Raw genomic sequence first — 16,176 nt, forward strand, 5'->3', positions numbered from 1 at the left:
GGTCGCTTTTGCTGAAGTATCGCCTGATTTCTGCTTTTGTTTTAATACCCGTTGTCATCGCGGCGTTGTTTTTGTTGCCGCCGGTGGGGTTCGCCATTGTTACGCTGGTCGTCTGTATGCTGGCCGCGTGGGAATGGGGACAGTTAAGCGGTTTTGCCACTCGTACACAGCGAGTCTGGTTGGCGGTTTTGTGCGGGCTATTGCTGGCACTGATGCTGTTTTTGCTGCCTGAGTATCATCATAACATTCACCAACCGCTGGTTGAGGTGTCGCTTTGGGCGTCTCTGGGCTGGTGGGCCGTGGCGCTATTACTGGTGCTGTTTTACCCCGGTTCAGCCTCGGTCTGGCGTAATTCCAAAACATTACGCATAATTTTCGGCGTGTTAACCATTGTTCCTTTCTTTTGGGGAATGCTGGCGCTACGTGCCTGGCACTATGATGAGAATCATTATAGTGGCGCGCTATGGCTGCTCTATGTCATGATCCTCGTTTGGGGAGCGGATTCAGGTGCGTATATGTTTGGTAAGATGTTTGGCAAACATAAACTGGCGCCGAAGGTTTCTCCTGGTAAAACCTGGCAGGGTTTTATTGGCGGACTTGCCACTGCAGCTGTAATCTCGTGGGGTTATGGTATGTGGGCGAATCTTGAAGTTGCGCCTGTCACCTTGCTCATTTGCTCCATCGTTGCAGCCCTGGCCTCCGTGCTGGGTGACCTGACCGAGAGTATGTTTAAGCGTGAAGCAGGTATTAAGGACAGTGGTCACTTAATCCCAGGACACGGTGGTATTCTGGATCGTATTGACAGCCTGACGGCTGCGGTGCCGGTCTTTGCTTGCCTGTTGTTACTGGTATTCAGGACGCTCTAACGGATGGTCTTATGCTGAGTATTCTCTGGAATCTGGCTGCATTCATCGTTGCACTTGGTGTACTTATCACCGTGCATGAATTTGGTCATTTCTGGGTTGCACGGCGCTGCGGAGTCCGCGTCGAGCGCTTTTCCATTGGCTTTGGAAAAGCGCTTTGGCGCCGTACCGATAAACAGGGTACGGAATACGTTATCGCCTTAATCCCCCTCGGCGGTTACGTCAAAATGCTGGATGAGCGCGCTGAACCAGTTGTACCGGAGCTGCGCCACTACGCTTTCAACAATAAAACAGTTGGGCAGCGCGCGGCCATTATCGCTGCAGGACCAATTGCAAATTTCCTCTTCGCTATTTTTGCCTACTGGCTGGTCTTTATCATCGGTGTCCCTGGCGTTCGTCCGGTTGTTGGTGAAATAACACCCAACTCGATTGCTGCCCAGGCGCAAATTCAGCCAGGTACGGAACTAAAAGCGGTTGATGGTATCGAAACCCCTGATTGGGATACCGTCCGATTGCAACTGGTATCCAAAATTGGCGATGAGCATACGACCATCAGCGTGGCGCAGTTTGGCAGTAACCAGCGACAGGACAAAACGCTGGATTTACGCCATTGGGCATTTGAGCCAGACAAAGAGGATCCCGTCTCTAGTTTGGGCATTCGTCCACGTGGTCCGCAGATTGAACCGGTGCTGTCAGAAGTGCAGGTTAACTCCGCGGCAAGTAAGGCGGGTTTGCAAGCTGGCGACAGGATCGTTAAAGTCAATGGTCAGCCGCTGACGCAATGGATGACGTTCGTGACGTTGGTGCGCGATAATCCTGATAAGCCGCTAGCGCTAGAAATTGAAAGACAAGGGAATTCCTTGTCTTTGACGTTAACCCCGGATTCAAAACCGGGTAACGGAAAGGCCGAAGGTTTTGCGGGCGTAGTGCCTAAAATTATCCCTCTGCCTGATGAGTATAAGACTGTACGCCAGTATGGGCCATTCAGCGCCATCCTCGAAGCCTCGGATAAAACGTGGCAGTTGATGAAGCTAACGGTCAGTATGCTGGGAAAATTGATTACCGGTGATGTAAAACTGAACAACCTCAGTGGGCCGATTTCTATCGCCCAGGGGGCTGGGATGTCAGCGGAGTTCGGGGTTATTTATTACCTGATGTTCCTTGCGCTTATCAGCGTGAACTTAGGGATAATTAACCTGTTTCCGTTGCCCGTTCTTGACGGGGGGCATCTGCTGTTCCTGGCGATTGAAAAGCTGAAGGGCGGTCCGGTATCCGAGCGGGTTCAAGACTTTAGTTATCGCATTGGCTCTATCTTGCTGGTGTTGTTAATGGGGCTTGCACTTTTCAATGATTTCTCTCGGTTGTAAGAGAGTGTTAGGAAGAACGCATAATAACGATGGCGATGAAAAAGTTGCTCATAGCGTCGCTGCTGTTTAGCAGCGCCACCGTATACGGTGCTGAAGGGTTCGTAGTGAAGGACATTCATTTCGAAGGCCTACAGCGAGTCGCCGTTGGTGCGGCTCTCCTCAGTATGCCGGTGCGCACAGGCGACACGGTTAATGATGAAGATATCAGTAATACCATTCGTGCTCTGTTCGCCACCGGTAACTTTGAGGATGTCCGCGTCCTGCGCGATGGTGATACCCTTCTGGTTCAGGTAAAAGAACGTCCGACGATTGCCAGCATCACTTTCTCCGGTAACAAATCGGTAAAAGATGACATGCTGAAGCAAAACCTCGAGGCGTCTGGCGTACGTGTTGGCGAGTCTCTGGATCGCACAACGCTTGCCGATATCGAAAAAGGCCTGGAAGATTTCTACTATAGCGTCGGTAAATACAGCGCCAGTGTGAAAGCGGTGGTAACGCCGTTGCCGCGTAACCGCGTTGACCTCAAACTGGTCTTCCAGGAAGGCGTTTCGGCGAAGATCCAACAGATCAATATCGTCGGCAACCACGCCTTCACAACCGACGAGCTTATCTCTCACTTCCAACTACGCGATGAAGTACCGTGGTGGAACGTGGTGGGCGATCGTAAATACCAGAAACAGAAACTGGCCGGCGACCTTGAAACCCTGCGCAGTTACTATCTGGATCGCGGTTATGCTCGCTTCAATATCGATTCCACGCAGGTTAGCCTGACGCCGGATAAAAAAGGTATCTACATCACCGTTAACATCACAGAAGGCGAGCAGTACAAGCTTTCTGGGGTCCAGGTGAGTGGTAACCTGGCTGGACACTCTGCCGAAATTGAGACCCTGACGAAAATCGAACCGGGTGAACTCTATAACGGCACCAAAGTGACCAAAATGGAAGATGATATCAAGAAGCTTCTGGGACGCTATGGTTATGCCTACCCGCGTGTACAGTCGCAGCCTGAAATCAACGATGCAGACAAAACCGTTAAATTGCGTGTAAACGTGGATGCGGGTAACCGTTTCTATGTGCGTAAGATCCGTTTTGAAGGTAACGACACTTCGAAAGATTCCGTACTGCGTCGCGAAATGCGCCAGATGGAAGGCGCCTGGTTGGGCAGCGATCTGGTTGACCAGGGTAAAGAGCGTCTGAACCGTCTGGGTTACTTTGAAACTGTCGATACCGATACTCAACGTGTTCCGGGCAGTCCTGATCAGGTTGATGTGGTCTATAAGGTGAAAGAACGCAACACCGGTAGCTTTAACTTCGGTGTGGGTTACGGCACTGAAAGTGGCGTAAGCTTCCAGGCGGGCGTTCAGCAGGATAACTGGTTAGGTACCGGTTATTCAGTCGGGATTAGCGGCACCAAAAACGACTATCAGACCTATACTGAGCTGTCTGTCACCAACCCGTACTTCACCGTCGATGGTGTGAGTCTCGGTGGTCGTGTCTTCTATAACGACTTTGAGGCAGATGATGCAGATCTGTCCGACTATACCAACAAAAGCTATGGTACGGACGTAACGCTGGGCTTCCCGGTCAACGAATACAACACGTTGCGCGCAGGCCTGGGTTATGTGCATAACAAACTGTCCAACATGCAGCCGCAGATTGCGATGGATCGTTATCTTGATTCAATGGGACAAGATGATACCAGCAGCTTTGCCGCAGATGACTTTACCTTCAACTACGGTTGGACCTACAACAAGCTGGACCGTGGGTATTTCCCTACGGAAGGTACGCGTGTCAACCTGAACGGTAAAGTGACTGTTCCGGGTTCTGATAACGAATACTATAAAGCGACGTTGGATACGGCGACCTATGTGCCGATCGATGACGACCACAAATGGGTGGTTCTGGGACGTACCAAGCTGGGCTATGGTGATGGCATAGGCAGTAAAGAGATGCCGTTCTATGAGAACTTCTACGCGGGTGGTTCCAGCACCGTGCGTGGCTTCCAGTCCAATACTATCGGCCCGAAAGCCGTCTATAAGAACGGGGCTTATTCTGGCGATAGAGACAATAATGACAACTACGAAGAGTGTACGGGCGCTGCGCTGTGTAAATCAGACGATGCAGTCGGCGGTAACGCCATGGCTGTAGCCAGCCTGGAATTCATCACACCTACGCCGTTTATCAGCGATAAATATGCTAACTCGGTGCGTACCTCCTTCTTCTGGGATATGGGTACCGTGTGGGATACGAACTGGCAGAACACTGCCGACACTCGTGCACTTGGCGTGCCAGACTACAGCGATCCGAATAATATCCGTATGTCTGCGGGTATCGCGTTACAATGGATGTCCCCATTGGGGCCGTTGGTTTTCTCCTACGCCCAACCGTTCAAGAAGTACGATGGAGACAAAGCGGAACAGTTCCAGTTTAACATTGGTAAAACCTGGTAATTGTTCTTCGCAAAGGAATGTAGTGGTAGTGTAGCGATGACTTTAGGCGATCTTGCATGGGATCGCCTGGCCACGCAAAGAACTGCACCTTCGGGTGCAAATGGGATGGTAAGGAGTTAATTGTGAAAAAGTGGTTATTAGCTGCAGGTCTCGGTTTAGCGATGGCAACGTCCGCACAGGCTGCTGACAAAATTGCAATCGTCAACATGGGTAGCCTGTTCCAACAGGTTGCACAGAAGACGGGTGTTTCTACTACGCTGGAAAATGAGTTCAAAGGCCGCGCCAGTGAACTGCAGCGTATGGAATCCGACCTGCAATCTAAAATGCAGCGTCTGCAATCAATGAAAGCAGGCAGCGACCGTACCAAGCTGGAAAAAGACGTAATGGCTCAGCGCCAGACTTTCTCTCAGAAAGCGCAGGCTTTCGAGCAGGATCGTCAACGTCGTTCTAACGAAGAACGTGGCAAGCTGGTTAATCGTATCCAGACAGCTGTGAAATCTGTTGCGAGCAGCCAGAGCATCGATCTGGTTGTTGACGCGAACACCGTTGCATACAACAGCAGCGATGTAAAAGACATCACCGCTGACGTACTGAAACAGGTTAAATAAGTAATGCCTTCAATTCGACTGGCTGATTTAGCAGAGCAGTTGGATGCAGAATTACACGGTGATGGCGATATCGCCATCACCGGCGTAGCGTCCATGCAATCTGCGCAAACTGGCAATATCACGTTCATGGTGAATCCAAAGTACCGTGAGCACCTGAGTGCATGCCAGGCTTCTGCCGTTGTGATGACGCAGGACGATCTTCCGTTTGCTAAGAGTGCTGCATTGGTAGTGAAGAATCCCTACCTGACCTATGCACGAATGGCGCAAATTTTAGATACCACGCCTCAGCCTGCGCAAAATATTGCACCCAGTGCAGTGATCGATGCAACGGCGAAGTTGGGTAACAATGTTTCTGTGGGCGCGAATGCGGTCATTGAGTCTGGCGTAGAACTGGGCGATAACGTGATCATCGGCGCGGGTTGCTTCGTTGGAAAAAACACAAAAATCGGCGCAGGTTCACGCTTGTGGGCGAATGTGACGATTTACCACGACATTCAGATCGGTGAAAATTGCCTGATCCAGTCCAGCACTGTTGTCGGATCCGACGGATTTGGTTATGCGAACGATCGCGGTAACTGGGTGAAGATCCCACAACTGGGTCGCGTGATTATTGGCGATCGTGTTGAGATTGGCGCATGTACCACGATTGACCGTGGTGCGCTGGACGATACCGTGATCGGTAATGGTGTTATCATTGATAACCAGTGCCAGATTGCGCATAACGTCGTGATTGGCGACAATACGGCGGTAGCCGGTGGCGTCATTATGGCGGGTAGCCTGAAGATTGGCCGTTACTGCATGATTGGCGGAGCCAGCGTGATTAATGGGCATATGGAAATATGCGACAAAGTCACGGTAACTGGCATGGGTATGGTGATGCGTCCTATCACAGAACCTGGCGTCTACTCCTCAGGCATTCCGCTACAACCCAACAAGGTATGGCGTAAAACAGCTGCACTGGTGATGAACATTGATGATATGAGCAAGCGACTCAAAGCGATTGAGCGCAAGGTTAATCAACAAGACTAATACATCGTTTTACGCATGTCTGACTTTACGGCCTGTCACATTCCTGGGATTGCGGCAGGCCGTGTTATTATTGCCTTTTAGTATATTTAGACAGGAAGAGTATTTTGACTACTAACACTCATACTCTGCATATTGAAGAGATTTTAGAACTTCTGCCGCACCGTTTTCCGTTTTTACTGGTAGACCGCGTGCTGGATTTTGAAGAAGGTCGTTTTCTGCGCGCAGTGAAAAATGTATCCGTTAACGAGCCTTTCTTTCAGGGCCACTTCCCGGGTAAACCGATTTTTCCTGGTGTGTTGATTCTGGAAGCGATGGCGCAGGCCACGGGTATTCTGGCGTTTAAAAGCGTAGGAAAACTGGAGCCAGGCGAACTGTATTATTTCGCAGGTATTGATGAAGCACGCTTTAAGCGTCCTGTCGTGCCAGGCGATCAGATGATCATGGAAGTGACTTTCGAGAAAACGCGCCGCGGCCTGACCCGTTTCAAAGGGGTTGCGCTGGTCGACGGTAAAGTTGTGTGCGAAGCAACGATGATGTGTGCCCGTAGCCGGGAGGCCTGATACGTGATTGATAAATCCGCCTTTATTCACCCAACTGCCATTGTCGAAGACGGCGCCAGCATTGGCGCTAATGCTCACATTGGCCCATTTTGTATTGTTGGACCCCATGTTGAAATTGGTGAGGGTACCGTACTGAAGTCTCACGTTGTCGTGAATGGCCATACAAAAATTGGTCGCGATAACGAGATTTATCAGTTTGCCTCCATTGGTGAAGTGAACCAGGACCTGAAATATGCTGGTGAACCGACCCGTGTGGAAATTGGCGATCGCAACCGCATTCGCGAAAGCGTCACCATTCATCGTGGCACAGTGCAAGGCGGTGGGTTGACGAAGGTGGGCAGCGATAACTTACTGATGATTAACGCACACGTTGCGCATGATTGTACGGTCGGTAACCGCTGCATTCTGGCGAATAACGCGACACTTGCCGGACATGTATCGCTGGATGATTTTGTTATCATCGGCGGCATGACCGCGGTGCATCAGTTCTGCATTATTGGTGCACACGTGATGGTGGGTGGCTGCTCTGGCGTAGCCCAGGACGTCCCGCCGTACGTTATCGCCCAGGGCAACCACGCAACGCCATTTGGCGTTAACATCGAAGGTCTGAAACGCCGTGGATTCACCCGTGAAGCGATTACCGCGATCCGCAACGCCTATAAAGCGCTGTACCGCAGCGGTAAAACGCTTGAGGAAGTGAAACCGGAAATCGCCGAACTGGCGAAGCAGTACCCCGATGTTCAGGCTTTTAGTGACTTCTTTGAACGCTCAACGCGTGGTCTGATTCGTTAATGACTGAGCAGCGTCCTTTAACGATTGCCCTTGTCGCCGGAGAAACCTCCGGCGATATTCTTGGTGCCGGTTTAATTCGTGCTCTCAAGGCTCGTGTTCCCAATGCGCGTTTTGTTGGCGTTGCGGGTCCATTGATGCAGGCGGAAGGCTGTGAAGCCTGGTACGAAATGGAAGAACTGGCAGTAATGGGCATTGTAGAAGTGCTCGGGCGCCTGCGCCGTTTACTGCATATCCGTGCCGATCTCACTCGCCGATTCACCGACCTTAAGCCGGATGTTTTCGTCGGGATTGATGCGCCTGATTTCAACATTACCCTTGAAGGTAATCTGAAATCGCAGGGTATTAAAACCATTCATTATGTCAGCCCCTCTGTATGGGCCTGGCGACAGAAACGCGTTTTCAAAATAGGCAGATCCACCAATATGGTGCTGGCCTTTCTGCCTTTCGAAAAAGCGTTTTATGACAAATTTAACGTCCCGTGTCGCTTTATCGGTCACACCATGGCGGACGCCATGCCGCTGGACCCGGATAAAAACGCGGCGCGTGATGTGTTAGGCATTCCTCATAATGCTCACTGCCTGGCGCTTTTGCCTGGGAGTCGTGGTGCAGAAGTGGAGATGCTCAGCGCCGATTTCCTGAAAACGGCGCAGCTATTACGTCAGCATTATCCGGATCTCGAAGTCGTCGTGCCGTTGGTCAATGCCAAACGGCGCGAGCAATTTGAACGTATCAAGGCTGAGGTTGCCCCGGAACTTTCCGTGCATATGCTCAACGGAATGGGACGTGAAGCAATGGTCGCCAGTGATGCTGCGCTGTTGGCCTCTGGCACGGCTGCACTGGAATGTATGCTGGCGAAATGCCCAATGGTTGTCGGCTATCGTATGAAACCTTTCACTTTCTGGTTGGCAAAACGTCTGGTGAAGACCGATTACGTATCGCTGCCTAACCTGCTGGCGGGAAGAGAACTCGTCAAAGAGCTGTTGCAGGATGAATGTGAACCGCAGGCGCTGGCGCACGCGTTGCTGCCTTTGCTGGCGAACGGTAAAACCAGCCATGCGATGCACGACACGTTCCGCGAATTGCACCAGCAGATCCGTTGCAATGCGGATGAGCAGGCAGCGGATGCAGTTCTGGAGTTAGCACAATGATTGAATTTGTTTATCCACATACGCATTTGGTGGCGGGTGTGGATGAAGTTGGGCGTGGTCCATTGGTTGGCGCGGTAGTGACTGCCGCTGTTATCCTTGACCCGGCACGTCCGATAGTGGGTCTTAACGACTCCAAAAAATTGTCGGAAAAGCGTCGACTGGCGCTTTTTGATGAAATCAAAGATAAAGCGTTAAGCTGGAGCCTGGGTCGTGCGGAACCGCATGAAATCGACGAATTGAACATTCTGCACGCCACGATGCTGGCAATGCAGCGTGCGGTTGCAGGTTTGCATATTGCGCCGGAGTACGTTTTGATCGATGGAAACCGTTGCCCGACATTGCCGGTACCGTCGATGGCGGTGGTAAAAGGTGACAGCCGCGTTGCGGAAATCAGCGCAGCGTCCATCCTGGCGAAAGTGACGCGCGATGCTGAAATGGCCGAGCTGGATAAGGTTTTCCCGCAGTATGGTTTTGCTCAGCACAAAGGTTATCCAACCGCTTTTCATCTGGCTGCGCTCTCTGAGCATGGTGCAATTGAGCACCATCGTCGCAGTTTTGCTCCTGTCAAACGCGCACTGGGACTCACGTCCTGATTCTTGTGTTAAAGGAATCTGAAGATGTCTGAACCTCGTTTCGTCCACCTGCGGGTGCACAGCGACTACTCCATGATCGATGGGCTGGCGAAAACCGGGCCGCTGGTGAAAAAGGCGGCCGCGTTGGGCATGCCTGCGCTGGCGATCACCGATTTTACCAACCTGTGTGGTCTGGTGAAGTTTTACGGAGCGGGTCATGGCGCAGGTATTAAGCCGATTGTTGGCGCAGATTTTCATGTTCGTAGCGAATTGTTGGGCGATGAACTCACGCAACTGACGGTATTGGCTGCCAATAATACGGGCTACCAGAACCTGACATTGTTGATATCAAAAGCCTATCAGCGCGGCTATGGCCCAGAAGGGCCGGTGATCGACAGAGACTGGTTGATAGAGCTAAAAGAAGGGTTAATCTTGCTTTCCGGCGGCCGTATGGGTGACGTCGGACGCAGCCTGTTGCGTGGGAACAGCGCACTGGTCGATGAGTGCGTGGCGTTTTATGAAGAGCATTTCCCTGATTGCTACTTCCTTGAGCTGATCCGTACCGGTCGCCAGGATGAAGAAAATTACCTGCATGCTGCAGTAGCGCTGGCCGAAACACGCGGCCTGCCGGTGGTCGCGACCAACGATGTTCGCTTCCTTGAAACCGGTGACTTTGACGCACACGAAATTCGCGTGGCGATCCACGACGGTTTTACGCTTGATGATCCCAAACGCCCTCGCAACTACTCGCCGCAGCAGTATATGCGCAGCGAAGAGGAGATGTGCGAGCTGTTCTCCGATATCCCGGAAGCGCTGGAAAACACCGTCGAGATTGCCAAACGTTGTAACGTGACGGTGCGCCTGGGCGAATACTTCTTGCCGCAGTTCCCGACAGGCGATATGACCACCGAGGATTTCCTCGTCGCGAAATCGCGTGAGGGCCTGGAAGAACGTCTGGAATTTTTGTTCCCCGATCCTGAAGTCCGTGCGCAGAAGCGCCCGCCTTATGATGAACGTCTGGAAGTTGAACTTAAAGTTATCAACCAGATGGGTTTCCCGGGCTACTTCCTGATCGTAATGGAGTTTATCCAGTGGTCGAAAGATAACGGTGTACCGGTAGGCCCAGGACGTGGTTCTGGTGCGGGCTCGCTGGTGGCTTACGCGTTAAAAATTACCGACCTTGATCCGCTGGAATTTGACCTGCTGTTCGAACGCTTCCTGAACCCGGAACGTGTCTCGATGCCTGATTTCGACGTTGACTTCTGTATGGAGAAACGCGACCAGGTCATTGAACACGTCGCGGAAATGTATGGGCGCGATGCGGTTTCGCAGATTATTACCTTCGGTACCATGGCGGCGAAAGCGGTTATCCGCGACGTGGGTCGAGTACTGGGGCACCCATACGGGTTTGTTGACCGTATCTCGAAACTGGTACCGCCCGATCCGGGTATGACGCTGGCTAAAGCCTTTGAGGCTGAACCTCAACTGCCGGAAATCTATGAGGCAGATGAAGAGGTTAGGGCGCTTATTGATATGGCGCGCAAGCTGGAAGGCGTCACGCGTAACGCGGGTAAACACGCCGGTGGTGTCGTTATCGCCCCGACAAAAATTACTGATTTTGCACCGCTGTACTGTGATGAGCAGGGGCTGCACCCGGTTACCCAGTTTGATAAGAACGACGTGGAATACGCCGGCCTGGTGAAGTTCGACTTCCTCGGCCTGCGCACGCTCACCATCATCAACTGGGCGCTGGAGATGATCAACGCGCGGCGTGAGAAGAACGGCGAACCGCCGCTGGATATCGCCGCTATCCCGCTGGACGACAAGAAAAGTTTTGACATGCTGCAACGCTCGGAGACGACAGCCGTCTTCCAGCTTGAATCCCGCGGTATGAAAGATCTTATCAAGCGACTGCAGCCTGACTGCTTCGAAGATATGATAGCCCTGGTGGCACTGTTCCGCCCCGGTCCGCTACAGTCGGGGATGGTAGATAACTTTATTGACCGTAAGCACGGGCGTGAAGAGATCTCTTACCCGGATGTGCAGTGGCAACATGAATGCCTGAAACCGGTACTGGAGCCAACCTACGGCATTATCCTGTATCAGGAACAGGTCATGCAGATTGCCCAGGAACTGTCTGGGTATACCCTTGGTGGCGCGGACATGCTGCGTCGTGCGATGGGTAAGAAAAAGCCAGAGGAGATGGCCAAACAGCGCGGCACCTTTGAAGAAGGGGCGAAGAAGCGCGGTGTAGACGGCGAGCTGGCGATGAAAATCTTTGACCTGGTGGAGAAATTCGCCGGTTATGGATTTAACAAATCGCACTCCGCTGCCTATGCGTTGGTCTCTTACCAGACGCTGTGGCTGAAAGCGCATTACCCCGCTGAGTTTATGGCGGCGGTGATGACGGCCGATATGGATAACACCGAGAAAGTGGTGGGATTAGTGGATGAATGCTGGCGTATGGGGCTGAAAATCCTGCCGCCAGATATCAACTCCGGGTTGTACCATTTTCACGTTAACGATGATGGCGAGATTGTCTACGGTATCGGCGCGATAAAAGGCGTGGGTGAGGGGCCAATTGAAGCTATCATTGAGGCGCGTAATAAAGGCGGTTACTTCCGCGAGCTGTTTGATCTCTGTGCCCGTACGGATATCAAAAAACTCAATCGCCGGGTGCTGGAAAAGCTGATTATGTCCGGGGCGTTTGACCGCCTGGGGCCGCATCGCGCAGCACTGATGAACTCACTGAACGATGCGCTTAAAGCCGCCGATCAACATGCGAAAGCGGAAGCTATCGGCCAGGCCGATATGTTTGGCGTACTGGCGGAAGAACCGGAACAAATCGAGCAATCCTATGCCAGCTGCCAGCCGTGGCCGGAACAGGTGGTACTGGACGGTGAGCGTGAAACGTTAGGGCTTTACCTTACGGGACACCCTATCAACCAGTATTTAAAAGAAATTGAGCGCTATGTCGGAGGCTACAGGCTGAAAGACATGCATCCGACAGAACGTGGTAAAGTTACCACGGCTGCGGGGCTCGTCATTGCTGCGCGGGTAATGGTCACCAAGCGCGGCAATCGTATCGGCATCTGTACACTGGATGACCGTTCCGGGCGTCTGGAAGTGATGTTATTTACCGATGCCCTGGATAAATACCAGCAATTGCTGGAAAAAGACCGCATACTTATCGTCAGCGGACAGGTCAGCTTTGATGACTTCAGCGGTGGGCTTAAAATGATGGCCCGTGAAGTCATGGATATTGACGAAGCCCGGGAAAAATATGCTCGCGGGCTTGCTATCTCGCTGACGGACAGGCAAATTGATGACCAGCTTTTAAACCGACTCCGTCAGTCTCTGGAACCCCACCGCTCGGGGACAATTCCAGTACATCTCTACTATCAGAGGGCGGATGCACGAGCACGATTGCGTTTTGGCGCAACGTGGCGTGTCTCTCCGAGCGATCGTTTGTTAAACGATCTCCGTGGCCTTATTGGTTCGGAGCAGGTGGAACTGGAGTTTGACTAATACAGGAATACTATGAGTCTGAATTTCCTTGATTTTGAACAGCCGATTGCAGAGCTGGAAGCAAAAATCGATTCTCTGACTGCGGTTAGCCGTCAGGATGAGAAACTGGATATTAACATCGATGAAGAAGTGCATCGTCTGCGTGAAAAGAGCGTAGAACTGACGCGCAAAATCTTCGCCGATCTTGGCGCATGGCAGGTAGCCCAGTTGGCCCGCCATCCACAGCGTCCATACACCCTGGATTATGTCCGCCTGGCGTTTGATGAATTTGATGAGCTGGCGGGCGATCGTGCCTATGCGGATGACAAGGCCATTGTCGGCGGCATCGCGCGTCTGGATGGCCGTCCGGTGATGATCATCGGTCATCAGAAAGGCCGTGAGACCAAAGAGAAAATTCGTCGTAACTTCGGCATGCCAGCGCCGGAAGGCTATCGTAAAGCGTTGCGTCTGATGGAAATGGCTGAGCGTTTCAATATGCCGATCATCACTTTCATCGACACCCCAGGGGCTTACCCGGGTGTGGGCGCGGAAGAACGTGGCCAGTCTGAAGCGATTGCGCGTAATCTGCGTGAGATGTCACGTCTGAGCGTGCCGGTCATCTGCACTGTTATCGGTGAAGGTGGTTCCGGTGGTGCACTGGCAATCGGTGTGGGTGATAAAGTGAATATGCTGCAATACAGCACCTATTCCGTTATCTCCCCGGAAGGTTGTGCTTCTATTCTGTGGAAAAGCGCAGATAAAGCCCCGCTGGCTGCAGAAGCGATGGGGATTATCGCACCGCGTCTGAAAGAGCTGAAACTTATCGACTCTATCATCCCTGAGCCGCTGGGTGGCGCACACCGCAACCCGGAAGTGATGGCGGCATCACTGAAAGCACAGCTGTTGGCCGATCTTGCCGATCTTGACGTGTTAAGCAAAGATGATTTGAAAAACCGTCGTTATCAGCGTCTGATGAGCTACGGCTACGCCTAAACTGCATTTATTCTGAAAAGGGCCACAACGTTGTGGCCCTTTTTTTTACCTGCGGTTTGACCAGGCTATGATTAACTAAGGTTTTTCCAGGAGGAACGCATGAATATCATTGCCATCATGGGACCGCATGGCGTCTTTTACAAAGATGAGCCCATCAAGGAGCTTGAACGTGCGCTACAGCAGCAGGGATTTCAGATAATCTGGCCGCAGAATAGCAACGACCTGCTGAAATTTATTGAGCACAACCCGCGTATCTGTGGCGTCATTTTTGACTGGGATGAATACAGCCTGGATTTGTGTAGCGACATCAACCAGCTTAACGAATACCTCCCACTTTACGCCTTTATTAATACCCATTCGACGATGGATGTCAGCGCACACGATCTGCGCATGGCGCTGTGGTTCTTTGAGTACGCATTGGGTCAGTCTGACGATATTGCCACGCGTATTCGCCAGTACACCAATGAATACCTCGACAACATAACGCCACCTTTTACCAAAGCACTGTTTACCTACGTGAAAGAGGGAAAGTACACTTTTTGTACCCCAGGGCATATGGCGGGAACGGCATACCAGAAAAGCCCGGTCGGTTGCCTGTTCTATGATTTCTTTGGCGGCAATACGCTTAAGGCTGATGTCTCCATTTCGGTGACTGAGCTGGGATCGCTGCTCGACCATACCGGTCCGCACCTCGAAGCGGAGGAGTACATTGCACGCACGTTTGGTGCCGAGCAAAGTTATATGGTCACTAATGGCACTTCGACATCGAATAAAATTGTCGGTATGTATGCCGCCCCTTCGGGAAGTACGTTACTGATTGACCGCAACTGTCATAAGTCTCTGGCGCATTTGCTGATGATGAGCGATGTCGTGCCCGTATGGCTCAAGCCGACGCGTAATGCGCTGGGTATCCTTGGTGGTATACCTAAGAGTGAATTTACCCGGGAGAGTATCGAGCGCAAGGTCGCAGAGACGGTACAGGCGCAATGGCCGGTGCATGCGGTAATTACTAACTCCACTTACGACGGGTTGCTCTACAACACTAACTGGATCAAGCAAACGCTGGATGTGCCTTCTATTCATTTTGATTCGGCCTGGGTGCCGTATACCCATTTTCATCCGATCTATCAGGGGAAAAGTGGTATGAGCGGCGAGCGGGTGCCGGGAAAGGTGATTTTTGAAACCCAGTCCACCCACAAGATGCTGGCGGCGTTGTCACAGGCTTCGCTGATCCATATTAAAGGCGATTATGACGAAGAGACGTTCAACGAAGCCTTTATGATGCACACCTCCACCTCACCGAGTTACCCGATTGTCGCTTCGATCGAGACGGCGGCAGCGATGCTGCGTGGAAACTCAGGTAAGCGATTAATCAATCGCTCCGTTGAGCGGGCATTACACTTTCGTAAAGAAGTACAGCGACTGCGTGAAGAATCTGACGGCTGGTTCTTTGATATCTGGCAACCCGAAAAAGTGGATGAAGCAGAGTGCTGGCCAGTAGCACCAGGTGAAGACTGGCATGGGTTTGTTGATGCTGATGCCGACCATATGTACCTCGACCCGGTGAAAGTGACCATTCTGACGCCAGGGATGGATGAGCAGGGAACTATGAGCGAAGAGGGTATCCCCGCTGCACTGGTGGCGAAATTCCTTGATGAACGCGGTGTCGTCGTGGAGAAAACGGGCCCGTATAATCTGTTGTTCCTGTTCAGTATCGGCATTGATAAAACCCGGGCGATGGGTCTCCTGCGTGGACTAACGGAATTTAAACGTTCGTACGATCTGAATTTACGCGTTAAAAATATGCTGCCGGATCTGTATGCTGAGGATCCCGATTTTTATCGCACTATGCGCATTCAGGATCTGGCACAGGGAATCCATCGATTGATCCGCCAACACGATCTCTCCGGGTTGATGCTGCGGGCATTCGATACGTTGCCGGAAATGAAAATGACGCCTCATCAGGCCTGGCAGCGGCAAATTAAAGGTGACGTCGAGACAGTCACTCTTGATCAACTGGTAGGGCGTGTTTCCGCCAATATGATCTTGCCTTATCCTCCAGGTGTCCCGCTGCTGATGCCCGGAGAAATGATCACAGAAAAAAGCCGGTCAGTACTCGATTTCCTGCTGATGCTGTGCTCGGTGGGGCAGCGCTACCCTGGATTTGAAACTGACATTCATGGGGCTAAGTTGGGTGAGGACGGCGTGTATCGTGTCAGAGTCCTGAAAATGGCATAACGACTTGCCGGAACCCGTTGCGCACGAGTAACGTGCTGAGAGTAAAATT

General features: G+C 52.0%; 12 protein-coding genes. All 12 read left to right on the top strand.

The genetic code is table 11. From position 1 onward, the window contains the following. Positions 1 to 8 precede the first annotated feature (8 nt). The 12 genes from cdsA (at position 9) to ldcC (ending at position 16,127) form a co-directional block, all read left to right on the top strand. Positions 9 to 866 carry a phosphatidate cytidylyltransferase gene (gene cdsA, locus NNO08_RS14590; RefSeq protein ID WP_048212646.1) on the top strand — a complete coding sequence of 286 codons (858 nt, stop codon included), beginning with the start codon at positions 9 to 11 and terminating at the stop codon, positions 864 to 866. Between the two features lie 11 nt (positions 867 to 877). After that, the gene (rseP, locus tag NNO08_RS14595; RefSeq protein ID WP_271441998.1) at positions 878 to 2,230 is read left to right on the top strand and encodes a sigma E protease regulator RseP; all 1,353 of its coding nucleotides are present in this window, start codon (positions 878 to 880) and stop codon (positions 2,228 to 2,230) included. Positions 2,231 to 2,259: 29 nt separating this feature from the next. Next, positions 2,260 to 4,680 (top strand): outer membrane protein assembly factor BamA, encoded by a 2,421-nt coding sequence (bamA, locus tag NNO08_RS14600; protein WP_202039452.1) that lies wholly within the window; start codon positions 2,260 to 2,262, stop codon positions 4,678 to 4,680. Between the two features lie 122 nt (positions 4,681 to 4,802). Further along, positions 4,803 to 5,288, top strand: coding sequence for a molecular chaperone Skp (gene skp, locus NNO08_RS14605; RefSeq protein WP_005132103.1), 486 nt, complete (start codon positions 4,803 to 4,805; stop codon positions 5,286 to 5,288). Positions 5,289 to 5,291: 3 nt separating this feature from the next. Then, positions 5,292 to 6,317 carry a UDP-3-O-(3-hydroxymyristoyl)glucosamine N-acyltransferase gene (gene lpxD / locus NNO08_RS14610; RefSeq protein WP_271441997.1) on the top strand — a complete coding sequence of 342 codons (1,026 nt, stop codon included), beginning with the start codon at positions 5,292 to 5,294 and terminating at the stop codon, positions 6,315 to 6,317. 104 nt (positions 6,318 to 6,421) lie between these two features. Then, positions 6,422 to 6,877, top strand: coding sequence for a 3-hydroxyacyl-ACP dehydratase FabZ (gene fabZ, locus NNO08_RS14615; protein ID WP_003018528.1), 456 nt, complete (start codon positions 6,422 to 6,424; stop codon positions 6,875 to 6,877). 3 nt (positions 6,878 to 6,880) lie between these two features. Beyond that, positions 6,881 to 7,669, top strand: coding sequence for an acyl-ACP--UDP-N-acetylglucosamine O-acyltransferase (gene lpxA, locus NNO08_RS14620; protein ID WP_005132096.1), 789 nt, complete (start codon positions 6,881 to 6,883; stop codon positions 7,667 to 7,669). Next, on the top strand, positions 7,669 to 8,817 hold the full coding sequence (gene lpxB, locus NNO08_RS14625) for a lipid-A-disaccharide synthase (RefSeq protein WP_271456988.1): 1,149 nt from the start codon (positions 7,669 to 7,671) through the stop codon (positions 8,815 to 8,817). Before lpxA ends, lpxB begins: the two co-directional genes overlap by 1 nt. Beyond that, positions 8,814 to 9,410, top strand: a complete 597-nt coding sequence (rnhB, locus tag NNO08_RS14630; RefSeq protein ID WP_271450059.1) for a ribonuclease HII — start codon at positions 8,814 to 8,816, stop codon at positions 9,408 to 9,410. Before lpxB ends, rnhB begins: the two co-directional genes overlap by 4 nt. Positions 9,411 to 9,434: 24 nt before the next feature. Further along, positions 9,435 to 12,917 carry a DNA polymerase III subunit alpha gene (dnaE, locus tag NNO08_RS14635; protein ID WP_271456989.1) on the top strand — a complete coding sequence of 1,161 codons (3,483 nt, stop codon included), beginning with the start codon at positions 9,435 to 9,437 and terminating at the stop codon, positions 12,915 to 12,917. 12 nt (positions 12,918 to 12,929) lie between these two features. Further along, positions 12,930 to 13,889 carry an acetyl-CoA carboxylase carboxyl transferase subunit alpha gene (gene accA / locus NNO08_RS14640; RefSeq protein ID WP_003018513.1) on the top strand — a complete coding sequence of 320 codons (960 nt, stop codon included), beginning with the start codon at positions 12,930 to 12,932 and terminating at the stop codon, positions 13,887 to 13,889. Positions 13,890 to 13,988: 99 nt separating this feature from the next. Continuing rightward, on the top strand, positions 13,989 to 16,127 hold the full coding sequence (ldcC, locus tag NNO08_RS14645; protein ID WP_271456990.1) for a lysine decarboxylase LdcC: 2,139 nt from the start codon (positions 13,989 to 13,991) through the stop codon (positions 16,125 to 16,127). The last annotated feature ends 49 nt before the right edge of the window (positions 16,128 to 16,176 follow it).

It is taken from the genome of Citrobacter sp. Igbk 17 (genome assembly GCF_028069775.1).
Classification (GTDB): domain Bacteria; phylum Pseudomonadota; class Gammaproteobacteria; order Enterobacterales; family Enterobacteriaceae; genus Citrobacter.

Coding starts and splice junctions, on each gene's coding strand:
- rseP (WP_271441998.1), top strand. CDS start 878: ATGCTGAGTATTCTCTGGAATCTGGCTGCATTCATCGTTGCACTTGGT.
- bamA (WP_202039452.1), top strand. CDS start 2,260: ATGGCGATGAAAAAGTTGCTCATAGCGTCGCTGCTGTTTAGCAGCGCC.
- lpxD (WP_271441997.1), top strand. CDS start 5,292: ATGCCTTCAATTCGACTGGCTGATTTAGCAGAGCAGTTGGATGCAGAA.
- lpxB (WP_271456988.1), top strand. CDS start 7,669: ATGACTGAGCAGCGTCCTTTAACGATTGCCCTTGTCGCCGGAGAAACC.
- rnhB (WP_271450059.1), top strand. CDS start 8,814: ATGATTGAATTTGTTTATCCACATACGCATTTGGTGGCGGGTGTGGAT.
- dnaE (WP_271456989.1), top strand. CDS start 9,435: ATGTCTGAACCTCGTTTCGTCCACCTGCGGGTGCACAGCGACTACTCC.
- accA (WP_003018513.1), top strand. CDS start 12,930: ATGAGTCTGAATTTCCTTGATTTTGAACAGCCGATTGCAGAGCTGGAA.
- ldcC (WP_271456990.1), top strand. CDS start 13,989: ATGAATATCATTGCCATCATGGGACCGCATGGCGTCTTTTACAAAGAT.